We start from the raw sequence: 12,275 nt of genomic DNA, 5'->3' as shown, positions 1-12,275 counted from the left end.
CATGAAACGACTTACAGCAAGTTGCGGATTGGCACTCGCACTGAGCATGCCGGCGGCGCAGGCGGTGAATCAGGAGATTCGCGCGTTGTTTCGCCCGGACTCTTCCCAGCCGAACAAAAACGTCTTCATCAATCAGACACCGAACTCAGGCTACTGCGCGGAATATCCCGGCGAATGCGCAGAAAACTCCATGTTCAGTATCCAGCTTCCGTTTCGTTTCACAGCGAGTCGTTTTCTTGGAGCAGGCGAAGGCATTCCACTGAAAGTGCCTGCCAATTGGCGACGGCTGACCGTGACCAATGTTGATACGCAGGAAACGGAGGTGGTTGAGGTACGCATCAGTGGCATCGGCTCCAAGTTTTACTTGAGCGAATCGGCTGCCAAACTTGTAGGCGTCAGCGACATCCTCGAGGGGCACCAAAAACTCTGGACCAACAAGAGTTGGGTTTATGCCTCTGCGCCTTGCCAATACAGTGGCGTCGGATTTTACTCACCCGAGACTTACCGGTTCTTCTGGAAAACCCCAGTAGAGGCTGCCTGTGTCAAGGTTGCAGCCTACTTCATTCCAGATATCTACTTCGACACGCTCGATGTTGCCTACGAACTGCGCACGCCGAATCCATTGGGCATGTCTTCCGGGCTGTATACGGGCTCAATGGCCTATCGGGTCGGGCCGAGCGGAGATTTCGATTTTGGCCAGACGCTGCTGCCCAATGACGGCAACCTCACCCTCGACTTCGTCCTCGACGTCCAGCACACCCTCAAGGTCGACATTCCACCGGGCGGCAACAACGTCACCCTGGAACCCGTCGGTGGCTGGGCGCCGTGGCTTGACAGTGGACGCAAGCCGACGCGAATTTTCCGCGATCAGTTGTTCTATATCTCGGCCTCGTCGCGCTTCAAGGTGCTGATGCTGTGCAATTCAACGGGTGGTACCGCCTGCAAGATGGGCAGTCAGGAAGGTAACAGCTCGGATTTTGAAGTGTTCATGAGCTTGCCTGCGGGCATCTCTGGCCCCGGCGGGCCTGGCGCCAATGTCACCCGCCACCCCTTGCGGTTCAACGTCTGGGCCGGACCGTTCCAGCCAGGCCTGTATGTCGACCGCAAGCCCGGCACATTGCATTTCGAAATGACCCCGTTCGCCATCGATTTCCTGCTCAGACCCGGCGTCACCGACAGGCTGCGCGGTAACGTCACCGTCATCTGGGATTCGGACGTATGAGCGCTTCAGTCAGAACATTTTCCAAACTCGTGGAGTTGAAACCGATGAACCGCAGTTTTCTGCTGAGCCTGCTCAGCGTGTTTTGTCTGACGGCCCAGGCCGGGCCGCAGATCAATGTCGGCACCGTGTACGACTACCTCGACGCCGACAAAAGCACCTATCTCAAGCGTGTATTCAACAGCGGCGACGCCACCGCGTTCGTCAAGATCAATGTGCTGGAAATTATCTACGGTGCCGATGGCAAACCTGAAGAAATCCCGGTGCTCAACGCCGCCGACGGCGCCTCGCGCAACGGCCTGATGGCCAGCCCGGCGCGATTGATCGTGCCGGCGCAGGGCATGCAAGGCACGCGGTTGCTGTACATGGGCGAACGTGACCGCGAGCGTTACTTTCGCGTGCGCTTCGTACCGGTAGTGCCGGAGAAAGAAGACGACTTCGTGGTCAGCGGCGAAGAACGCGACGACTACAAGAAATCCCTCTCGGCCGGCGTCAACGTGATGACCGGGTTCGGCACGATCTTCTTCGTCCGGCCCAGGGACGCGCGTTTCAACACAGCGATCAATGAAACCGACAGCCGCTATGAACTGAGCAACAACGGCAACACGGTGATCATCGTCGACGAGTTCAAGAGCTGTTCGCTGAGCAAGGAAAGCGACTGCGGCGCGACCACCAAACATCATGTGCTGGCCGGCAAGTCATTCGCCTTCGACAAAGAAAAGGGTCGCGAGTACCGCTTCTTCCTGATCGAGGGCAATGACAAGAAAACCATGAAGATCGCCAGCCGCTGACACGGTTTTCCACTGACGCATCGGGTAACCAAAATGATCAAGCAATGCACTGCCCTTGTGCTGCTGGCCGCTGCCGGCCTGAGCGGCACCGAGGTCTGGGGCGCGAGGGAGGAGCACACGTTCGAAGTGTCGCTGACCATTCCCAGCCGCCCGTTTTATGTAATACCGGCAGAGCCGGACTGGATTCACCGGCCGCAGCAACTGTTTTGGGATTATCCCAAGGCCACGCTGGGCAGCCTGGTGAAGAATTTCGACGTCCGTCATGACAGCAGCGCCATCGATGCGCGTCTGCTGCTCGACCCGTATCTGGAAAATGGTCGACCGGGGGAAATCATCCCGTTACGTGTCACCTTCAACGATGTCGAGTTGAGTTCCTATGTGATCCCGCGTCAGGTGCTCTCGAAGGAAGAGGCTGCCACCGGTAAGCGCGTGGCGCTGAAGATCGAGCCGATCGAGCCACAGGGTGGCTATCGGTCCGGGGATTACTACGGCAACGTGCTGCTGATGTTCAGCGCCAGCACACCGAGCGCGGAATGACCGTCATGAACGTAAACTTGCTGTCCCGTCAGAAGCTGAAAAAACTCACCTGCGGGCTCGGCTTCCTGCTGACCTTGTGCATGGTCGAAGCGCACGCGGTCAACCAGGAAATCCGCGCGCTGTTTCAGCCCGATCCTGCGCAAACCGGCAAGAACCTGTTCGTCAACCAGACGCCCAACAGCGGCTACTGCGTGTACTTTCCGGCGAAATGCGCAGCCGCCGACATGTTCAGTATCGAGTTGCCGGTAAGCCACGATTCCAATCGCGCGCTCGTCGCCGGTGACGATGTCTCGGTAAAAGCCCCCGCCGACTGGCGACGGCTGACAGTCATCAACCAGGACACTCAGGAAACGGAAATCGTCGAGGTGCGCATCAGCGGCATCGGTTCCCGATATGTCCTGAGCGAAGCCGTGGCGAGACTCACAGGAGTGGCTCACCCTTCGGGCCACGACGTACTCTGGACGTCCCAGACCGGTTGGCTCTATGCGCCGGCGCCTTGCGGCAGCAGCTTTTTGTCCAGCTACACCGCCAATGCCTACCGGTTTTTCTGGCATACACCGGTCGAAGCGTCCTGCACCAAAACCGCCGCATTCCCGATTCCGTCGATGTACTTCGAAAAACTCGATTTCGCCTATGAGCTGCGCACCCCCAACCCGTTGGACATGTCGAGTGGTCTGTACACCGGCTCCATGTCCTATTCCATCGGGCCGACCGGCGATTTTCAACTGGGTTCGATGATGGAGCCGAACGACGGTAACCTGACTCTGGATTTTGTCCTGGATGTGCAGCACACCCTGAAAGTCGATATTCCTCCCGGTGGCAACCATGTTGTGCTGGAACCCGATGGCGGCTGGCAGCGTTGGCTGGAAAGCGGCCGCAAGCCTGTGCGGCTGTATCGCGACCAGACCTTCCTGATTTCCGCATCCTCCCGATTCAGCATGAGAATCGAGTGTGAACTGGACCTGAGCTCCGGCTGCGGGATCGTTGATCGTGAATCGGGATACGCTGGCCAGGTCGATGTCAGTGTCAGCCTGCCCAATGGGTTGAACGACAGCGTCGGCCAACCGGTCAAGCGTTTCCATTCGAAGCACGAGGCCAGTGCTGCGTTTCAGCCGGGCATCTATGTCGACCGCAAGCCGGGCACGTTGCATTTCGAAGTCGGCCCTTCGGCGACCAATTGGTTGATCCTCAATGCCAAGGGCCGGCCCTATACCGGCAACATCACGGTGATCTGGGATTCGGAAGTCGATTGATGAGCGTGCCGCCCGACCAGCGATCAGGGCGCTGGCCGGGCTGAACAAGCGCTGTCAGAGGCCGGCCCTGCCCAGCGCTTCACGAGTCAGGGTTCGGCTCAGCTCGTTGCGGTCACGGGTGATTTTTTTCCGCCATTTTGTGTATTGCGCGTCGGTCATCGCTTCGCCGCTCAGTACGTCTTCATGCGCTATACCCAACAGATCGGCGAGGCGCTCTATTCGTCGCTGTAAATCGTTTCGTGGCGTACGGATTTCGTTGCCGGCCCATTCCGCCTGGGCGCTACGCAACGCATTCAGCTGCGTGTATTTTTCCTCGAACAGGCGATGATTATCCTGAAAACGCTCGGGGCAGGTGTCGATGAGATAGTTTTCCCAGAACCTGTCCGAATCCAGATCTATCATGCCGTTGATCAGACCATTACCTTGTTCACGCTGGATGATCCTCTGATAGGCAGCGTCGAGTTTTGCCTGCGTTACGCCGGCGCCGGGCTGATCCGGCATGCCCGGCGATTGCCAGGGCAAATCGAGACGCTCGCCAAGACCTGTTTCGAAAGCCCGATGGACCTGTGTTTCGTCCGGAGCCGGCAGGTGCGGATCGATCAGATGCTGCTGTTGCTGGCGACTGACCTCCATGGTCGCCTCATCGCTCACCCGGTCGAGCCGCGCCGCACTGCGCGCCAGGCGAACCAGTCGGTTTTCCAGCACGCTGGGCGATGTCGACTCGTTGCAGGCTTTGGTAACCAGTACTTTGAGCCCTAGCGAATTGAACAATCGGGCGCCGAGATCGCCGCCATCCTTCGGCGAAGCGGCTTGCCTGAAGAGCTGTTCACGCAGGCGGTCGTCAAGCGCGGCGGCGTCGACCATTTCCCAGACCCGTGCGGTCAGGTTTCGCCTTCCTTGCTCCGTACGGTAATCCGCCGTCTCGCGCTGCTTGCGGATTACGCTGAAAAAACCTGCCGAATCGGGCTCGTTCATCAAATCGTGCCAGGATTCTTCGCGGTATTTGCTGTGTGACGCCGATTGACTGAAGCCGGCCGAGTCTTGGGGAAACAGCTGCCAATGGCTGATTTCATCCTGCGCTGCTTGCGAGTAGCGCTGATCGAAGCTCAGGCCTGTGGATTCTCGATAACGTCCCAGTTGCACCCTTTGTTCGTTGGTCAGCCTGGTTTTGTCGAAACGGGCTCGGCTGACCAGTCGCGCCTGGTCGGATGCGAGTTCGACCTGCGGCAGGCTATCGATCGGATTGCCCCGCATGTCGAGCATGAAACCGCGCGGGCGTTGGACGGTTTGTCCGTTGGCTTCCAGCAGCCCCTGCGGCCAGTCGCGGATACGGGTATTGGCCAGGTTCAATTCAAGCAACTGATCCATGTTTCCCACGTCCGGCGGCACGCGTAGCGGATTGCCGTTGAGGTTCAAGATCCGCAGGCGAGCGAGGTCGTCAAGCTGCCTGGCGGATGCGAAGGACAGTTGAATGTTGTTGTCGGCCAGATCCAGCACTTCGAGCCGATTCATCCGGCCCACGTTCGTGGGTATTTCCTGCAGTTCGCATCGACGGGCGCTCAACTGGCGCAGATTGGGGAAGCTGCCCAACAGGCCGTCGGGGCTGGCTGAGAGTTGTGTGTTATCGAGCTTCAGTGCGGTGATCTGTTCAAGGAACCGGTTCATTCCGGGGCGCTGGCGCAGGTCGCGCCACCAGGGTTCAAGATCCGGCTGCAGCATCTCGGACGACAGGTCAAGCGTATAGCCTTGCTCAGGATGGTTGCTGTGTTCATCGAATATCTCGCTCCTGCGCGCGAAGCATTCCTTTAACCGTTGCTCGATGTGGAGGCCACCTTCGCGTACGTATGCGGCAGAGATTCCGGTCTGTTCACCCGAAGCGTCAATGTCGGACGGATAGCTGTAGCGCCAGTTCTCAAGGGTCGCGTCGAGTGTTTTGCGCTCACGCTCCAGTCTGGTAATGGCGGCGTCGGTCTCGCCCTTCTTCTCAAGTGCCTTGATGAAGGTCGCGATTTCCCGGTCGTTCAGTTTCGGGTACAACTGCCTGAGCCTTTGCTCGGGGGTTTTAGCCTCCCATGGCCAGCCACGCACCAGCAGTTCGGTTTCACGGGGCACCACCGCGCGAATCGGCGGTTCGGCCAGCGCGCTGCGGCGTTCGGCAGGCATTGCGCAGTTGTCCATAAGCCACAGCTTCAAGGCGCTGCCCTGGCCGCGAGCATAACCGAGACCCGACAGGACTTCGTCCGGTAAGGCGCGCAGGACCGAGTCGTGGAAATCAGCGCCGTCGTGCAGGCTGCGGCCGTTAGCGTCGCGCACCTCGTAGCGGCCCATTTCGTTGCGGATCAGGCGCCGCACCGTGGTCGCATCTTCCGGGCCGACGCTGCAGCGCAGCGGTCCCTCGGCGCTGCCGTCCAGTACCTCGATACGCAGGTCGGCAAAGCTGTCGCTGTGGATTTTCAGGGTGTTGAGCGCCAGCCGTTCGGTCTGCGCGGTCAACAGGTCGTCGCGAAAGAAGCCTTCGTAAGCGCGCGTCGCCGAGGCTTCGAAATCCAGTTCACGGGCTTCGGTTTTCAGGCGCAGGGGTAACCGTTGCTCATCGTGGATTCGCTGCAATTCTGCCGGGCGCGCCTGGGCCACGACTTTTTCCGCCAGCGGCAGTGGCAAGTCGGGAAACGTTTGCCTGATCACCCGCAGCTCGCCGTTGCCGCCGCGCTCGCCGGCCTGATAAACATGCTGAACGACTTCGTTGCGGCGCTGATTGACCGCATCGGCGAGCAGGTTGCGCAAGGCAGCCACACGTTGCTCTGGGGTAACCATGGGGCCGAGCAGGTTGTTGAATTCCTCGTCACGCAGAAAACCGGCGACCCGCTCCGGCAATCGGCCGGCGGTGAGATCGGCGAGGCTGATGCGCAGAGTGTCGGCAGGCGCGGCCAGCGGGTTGCCGTATTTGCGCGAATACCCTGTCAGGTCCTGGCGAGCGAATACTTCCAGCGCGCGCGCGGAGGGCCAGCCGGGCAGGCCGGTCAGCATCGGCTCCAGCCACACCGATTCGCCCGCGATCGGTTCGCCTTTGCGGATTTTCAGCGTGGCATCGAGCACCTCTTCATGGGCATCGAAGCGCTTGACCGTATCGGCCAGCAGCGGCGGTGGCGGGCTGTTGTCGGAATGCATGCGCCGCAGTTCATCATGGGTGGTGCCGCTGCTGCGGCGGATGTTCTCGCGTTGCGTGGGCGAAAAGCGTTCGACGCTGTGGCCAAGGCGCTGCATCAGCTTGGCATCCGGCCAGTCCTGCGGGTTCTCCGCTTCATGCAGCCAGGCACCATGGCCGTTGTGCTCGGCCTTTGGCTGATAGGCGTTGGTGCGTTTCGGGTGTTTGATCCGGTGGGCTTTACTGGCCGGATCGGCTGAAGCTTTTTTCACCACATAGAGCTTGTCGTCCAGCGGCAGGATGCTGCCGCGTTCGTGCTGATGCAGGCCGTGTCGGTCGGGCTTCGACTCTGCCGACAAAGTCAGGTCGTCATGTGCATAAGGCGCCAGGTCGCGATGCCACAGGCTCGCTTTGCCATCGGGCAACTTCACCGGCAGCATGTCGTCGACCAGCGCTGACAGCTTGACCTTGAGCACCTCGCCGATCTGCGCGCCGGCGCTGAACGCGGCCAACTGGATGACGTTGGTCACCACGCTGATGACATGCTCGGCGGCTTCCTGGCCAAGGCCTTCGGCCAGATCGACGACCCCTTCTATCACCTCAGTGGTCAGTTGCAGTGCGGTGTAGACCATCATCACCTCGCCCAGCCCCGGTACGAAGGGGGTGGCGATCAGCAAGACGGTTTCGGCGATTGTCTCAAGGATTTTCAGGAAGTTATCCCACCACTTACTGCGCGCCTTGCTGTCCGCGTCGGCGGTGGACACGGCAATTTCCCGCGCATCGTTAAGGATCTTGTTGAGCTTTTGCTGATAGCCGTAGCGCCAGTAATTTTCCCGAAACGGTAAATGGCGAAACTGCAGCCGCGGTTTCTCCACCGCCACTTTGCGCCATGGCGGGCTCTGATCGGTGGGGTCTTCGCGTGGGAAAAAACGCACCGTGAACAGACGTTGCTCCAGTTCAGCGAAAAAATGTCCGCGTTGCTGTTGGTCGACGAACTGGCTGAAGAACTGGCGATAGGTCTGTCGGGTCGCCTCGCTGAAGCGGTTGTCACGCAATTGGCGTATCAGCTCTTCCTTGAAATCGACGAGCGAGTCGTAATCCTTGAGCGGGTGGTCGGGATCATGCGGGATGTACGCTATTGCCCGACGCTTGCCGCTATCCTCACCGGCGCCATACAACATCAGCGATACGCCGGTAAGGCGCGTGCCCAGCAGGGAAAGATCGCGAAAACGCACCGGCCAGCCGGCGAGCTGCGGCCTGGTCTGGTTGCCGATCAGGTCGAACAGCATCGTGTGCGCATCAAGTCCGAGGTCGCCCTTGAGCAAGGCCACCTGCGCCGCGACGGCCAAAGCGTCTTGCTGGCTGGCGATCACTTTGGCTTGCAGCGCCCCTTGGGAAAACGTATCGGCGGGCAGCAGCAAGCTTTCGAGATGCGTCTTGTACTGCGCGCCGATATCCAGATCACGGCACAACTGCTGAAACTGACCGATGGACATTTGCCGATAAATCGGCAGCGTATCGAAATGGCCGTTTTCGTTGGGTTTGGTAATGTACGACGAGTCCGGATCAGCGTCTTCGTCACTGGCAAAGTTATGCAGTGCAGCATCCAGCAAAGACACGGTGCGAGCGCTTTCGCCCTCGCGGTAGAGGCGTACCCAAGTGAGCTGCACGTCAAGGTCGAGGCCATGCCGCTGTTTGATTCTGGTCTTTAGCAACGGCTCGGCGAAGGCATACAGGTCGATCTGCGCCATGAGATGGTCGACAAGGTTCTGCGACTTCCAGGCCTTGAGATTGGCGGCGGAGAGATTCGCCTGGGTGCCGGCACCCAAGGCGGAAAACCATGGCTCGATTTTCATTGGCGCGTTCGCCAACGCTTTGGCCCGTTCAAGGGACGCGTTTTTGAAGGGCGCGCTGACGGCGGATTTGATGAACTCGTAGTGCCGGCCTTTTTCCGTTTCGGCGAGCGCGGGAGTGAGCGACATTGGCCAATCATCCTTGATTGTTATGGGAGCGATCAGCCTACTGACACAAAGACAAAACAAAAGCGCAAAGATCGAAAGGCAAACGCCTCTTTCGGCGCTGAACCCGACGAATATTCGAATCGGAAAAATGCAGGAATACCACCCGCCGCGCGCCAGTCATTTCACACCGAAGCGGCGCTCTTCAGCACCGCTTACCTGTTGGCGGTCATGCCGGAGCGGACCTGAGCCACGCTCGCGGTTTGCTTCGGCCGGCATTGCGAGTCGCTGCCCGGTTGCAGGTACGGCGTGAGAATCGGCGCCATGCCCTTGAGCACCTGCGTAGGCAGGGCCGAGGTGAACTTGAAGTTCTCTGCCGAGCGCCCCGGTACGAACGCGGTGAGCGTGCCGAAGTGGTGGTCGCCGATGTAGAACACGAAGGTCGCCGTGCGGTTGATCGACTTCGAACTTATGATCCGTCCGCCGGACCCGATCGCCGCGATGCGGTTATCCCCGGTGCCGGTCTTGCCACCCATGGCCAGCGGCGTGCCATCGGGCAGTTTGAAACTGCCGGACAGCCGTTTGGCGGTACCGGCATCGACCACTTGCGACAACGCCTCGCGCATGGCTCTGGCCACTTCCACCGGCATCACGCGTTTACCCACGTGCGGGTCGTTGACCAGTCTGGTTTCGTACGGCGTATCGGCGGCGAAATGCAGGCTGTCGATGCGCAGCGTTGGCATGCGTACGCCGTCATTGAGGATGGTGCCGATCAGCTCGGCGAGCGCGGCGGGGCGGTCGCCCGAGCTGCCGATGGCGGTGGCCAGTGACGGCACCAGATGATCGAACGGGTAGCCGACTTTTTGCCAGCGCTGATGAATGTCGAGGAACGCTTCGATCTCGAGCATGGTGCGAATGCGGCTGTCGCGCGCGCCTTTGTGTCGGCTCTTGAACAGCCAACTGTAGACTTCCTGGCGCTCGAAATGGCTGGCCTTGACGATCTCGCTGAAGGTCGCTTCCGGGTGATGCAGCAGGTAGCCCATCATCCACAGGTCCAGCGGATGGACCTTGGCGATGAAGCCCTGGTCCGGCAAATCGTAACTGCCGGGGCCGTAGGCATCGTAGAGGCGGATCAGACGATCGTCGGTGAGTTTCTCCTTGAGCCTGGCGCCTTTGAGGTGTGCGCGAACAAAGCTGTTGAAGTCTTCCTGGCTGGCATCCGGCAACAGATAACGGTGCACCGCCGCCATGCGAATCGGCGTCGGGCGGATGCTGTCGAGGAAAGTTTCCAAGCGCGCCTGAGTGTCCTTGTTCTTGTACTTCTTCCAGAACTTGAGCAGGAACGAGGTGCCTTCACGGTCAGCAAAACTGGCCAGGTATTCCTGGCGCCGCGGGTCGCGGTCATCCTTGAGCAATTCGCCGTTCGGGCCTGAGTAGGTGGTGTAACGGACGATGTCGCGCATCAGCCGAATGAACGGCAGGTTGATCGACTCGCGCAGCGAATCGCGCAGGGTCGGCAGGCGACCGTTGTCCTCTTTGCGGAAGTTGTTGAATCTGTGCAGGCCGCCGCCGGTGAAAAACGCCTCGCCCGGGCTGGCCGAGTATTTGCGATCGAGCGCGGCGCCGAGCAGCTTCGACAGATCGTGGTCCTTGTTCTGGATCAGGTAGTCGATGACCCAGCGGCTGAGGCGATCCTGATCCGGCACTTCGACTTTCTTCAGTTCTGCTGCGCTCATCGCGCCGTACTTGTCGTGCAGTTCGGCGACGATTTGCAGGTACGTGGTCAGCACACGCATTTTCGCCGTGGAGCCGAGTTCGAGCTTGCTGCCCTCGTTGATGTCGAACGGCTGGTCGGTGCTGTCGGTCTGCACGCGTACTCGCGAGCCGTCCGGGGTCAGTTCGAAGAGGGTGAAGCTGTAGCGTACTTGCGTGGTGCTGGTCGGCGTCAGCAGGCGTTCGCCGAGCAGGCCGATTTCGGCGGCGTAGGCCGGATCGGCGAGTTTTTTCAGATAAGCCGTGGCCTGCGTTTGCAGGTCGCCCTGCAGGGTGCTGGTGGCTGAGAGGTCGAGACGATCGAGGTCGTAAAGCGGCCGGTTGAGCATGCTCGCCAGGCGGCTGCGGGCAACGCTGATGCCTTTGTTGGTTTCGATCGGCTGCATGGTTGGCTGGGTCTGCCAGTCACGGTACGACACGGTGCTTGCCAGCGCGGCGTCGGCCAGAGCGCTGTCGATCACACCGTTCTGCTTGAGCAGGCGCAGGTGGCTGTCGGTGAGGCTGGCCAATTCCTCGCGGCCCTTGGTCAGGTAATGCGAAGGACGGCGCTGGGCGATCATCAGCGAAAGCATTTCACGCAAGGCCAGGCCTTTGGCGGCCATGGTCTGCGGATCGGTCTTCGGGCTGTTCAGTTGCTCGTTGGCCTTGTTGAAATCACTGCCGTACCAGACTCGCAAACCTTCGGCCATGCCGTGCACTTCACCGTGGCCGGGTACTGCCGAGAGCGGCACGCTGTTGAGATAGTCGCGCACGATGTTCTGCCGCGAACCGAGGGTCTGCGGGCCGTCCTGATAGGCGCGCACGCTGGCGGAAATCATCTGGCGGATCTTCTCCGCGCCCGACACGGTCAGGCCATCGGGCGAGTGGCGATACTTTTCCAGTTGCGTTGCCAGGGTACTGCCGCCGGCCGATTGCCCGGGCAGGCGCAGCAGTTTCGCCACTTGCGACCACGCCGCCATGCCGAAACGCGGCCAGTCCACCGCCGGGTTGGCCTGCGGTTGTTTCGGGTCGAGCAGAAAGCGGTTTTCGATGAACAGCAGGCTGCTGACCACCACCGGCGGAATCGCCGCGAAGTCGGCATACAGTTGCTGCGGATAGTTGTATCGATACAGCGGCGCGCCTCGGCAATCGGTGATCGACAGCCCGGCCTGGATCTTTTCCGAATACGGCACGAACAGGCCTTTGTCGGTGTAACCGAGCAGGGCAGGGGAAAAGCGTGTCTGCTCGGTGATCACATAGTTGCGCTTGAGCAGGCGCGGCAGGAATTCATCCAGCGAGCTGTAACCCAGGCGCAGATCGAACGGCCCGTTGCCCGGATAACGAATCGCTTCGCTGGGGCCGGGTTCAAGTTTGTAGGTCAGCGAAGCGGCGTACTGGCTCAGCTCCCGCGCTTGAAAGCGCGAGGTGCGCATTTCCTTGGACGCAGCGAGTCCCACCACCACCGCAATGATCAAAAACAGCAACCAGAAAGCCTTCCACCCGTGCCGGTTGCGACGGGGTTTTTCAGGGACAGGCGCTTCATTCACACTTTCAGTCTGAACCACGGTTTTACTCGAATCGGTTTGCCACAAAGCGCCCATAGTCGACTGATCCATTCAC

The 12,275-nt window shown here is 60.1% G+C and carries 6 protein-coding genes; 4 read left to right on the top strand and 2 right to left on the bottom strand.

The features are described 5' to 3' along the window. The first annotated feature begins 1 nt into the window (after position 1). The 4 genes from HU724_RS22750 to HU724_RS22735 are packed head-to-tail and all read left to right on the top strand — an operon-like array spanning position 2 to position 3,800. Positions 2 to 1,222: a hypothetical protein gene (locus tag HU724_RS22750; protein ID WP_186569484.1), complete on the top strand. Its 1,221-nt coding sequence runs from the start codon at positions 2 to 4 to the stop codon at positions 1,220 to 1,222. Between the two features lie 44 nt (positions 1,223 to 1,266). Then, complete coding sequence (locus tag HU724_RS22745; protein WP_186569483.1) at positions 1,267 to 2,010, top strand: molecular chaperone; 744 nt, start codon at positions 1,267 to 1,269, stop codon at positions 2,008 to 2,010. Between the two features lie 33 nt (positions 2,011 to 2,043). After that, a complete protein-coding gene (locus HU724_RS22740; protein WP_186569482.1) occupies positions 2,044 to 2,547 on the top strand; it encodes a CS1 type fimbrial major subunit in 504 nt (167 codons plus the stop codon). 5 nt (positions 2,548 to 2,552) lie between these two features. Next, entirely contained in the window at positions 2,553 to 3,800 is a 1,248-nt protein-coding gene (locus HU724_RS22735; RefSeq protein WP_225927640.1) for a hypothetical protein, read from the top strand. 54 nt (positions 3,801 to 3,854) lie between these two features. Here the strand turns inward: HU724_RS22735 and HU724_RS22730 are convergent, their stop codons facing one another. Together HU724_RS22730 and HU724_RS22725 are read right to left on the bottom strand one after the other, a co-directional pair. Continuing rightward, a complete protein-coding gene (locus HU724_RS22730; protein ID WP_186569481.1) occupies positions 3,855 to 8,927 on the bottom strand; it encodes a dermonecrotic toxin domain-containing protein in 5,073 nt (1,690 codons plus the stop codon). Positions 8,928 to 9,118: 191 nt separating this feature from the next. After that, positions 9,119 to 12,256 carry a biosynthetic peptidoglycan transglycosylase gene (locus HU724_RS22725; RefSeq protein WP_186569480.1) on the bottom strand — a complete coding sequence of 1,046 codons (3,138 nt, stop codon included), beginning with the start codon at positions 12,254 to 12,256 and terminating at the stop codon, positions 9,119 to 9,121. Between the last annotated feature and the right edge of the window lie 19 nt (positions 12,257 to 12,275).

Source organism: Pseudomonas iranensis, assembly GCF_014268585.2.
GTDB classification, from domain to species: Bacteria; Pseudomonadota; Gammaproteobacteria; order Pseudomonadales; family Pseudomonadaceae; genus Aquipseudomonas; species Aquipseudomonas iranensis.
This window is presented reverse-complemented; position numbering and strand designations above follow the sequence as displayed.

What these genes read in the sequence shown, in the direction of transcription:
- HU724_RS22750 (WP_186569484.1), top strand. Translation starts at nt 2, where the DNA reads ATGAAACGACTTACAGCAAGTTGCGGATTGGCACTCGCACTGAGCATG.
- HU724_RS22745 (WP_186569483.1), top strand. Translation starts at nt 1,267, where the DNA reads ATGAACCGCAGTTTTCTGCTGAGCCTGCTCAGCGTGTTTTGTCTGACG.
- HU724_RS22740 (WP_186569482.1), top strand. Translation starts at nt 2,044, where the DNA reads ATGATCAAGCAATGCACTGCCCTTGTGCTGCTGGCCGCTGCCGGCCTG.
- HU724_RS22735 (WP_225927640.1), top strand. Translation starts at nt 2,553, where the DNA reads ATGAACGTAAACTTGCTGTCCCGTCAGAAGCTGAAAAAACTCACCTGC.
- HU724_RS22730 (WP_186569481.1), bottom strand. Translation starts at nt 8,927, where the DNA reads ATGTCGCTCACTCCCGCGCTCGCCGAAACGGAAAAAGGCCGGCACTAC.
- HU724_RS22725 (WP_186569480.1), bottom strand. Translation starts at nt 12,256, where the DNA reads ATGGGCGCTTTGTGGCAAACCGATTCGAGTAAAACCGTGGTTCAGACT.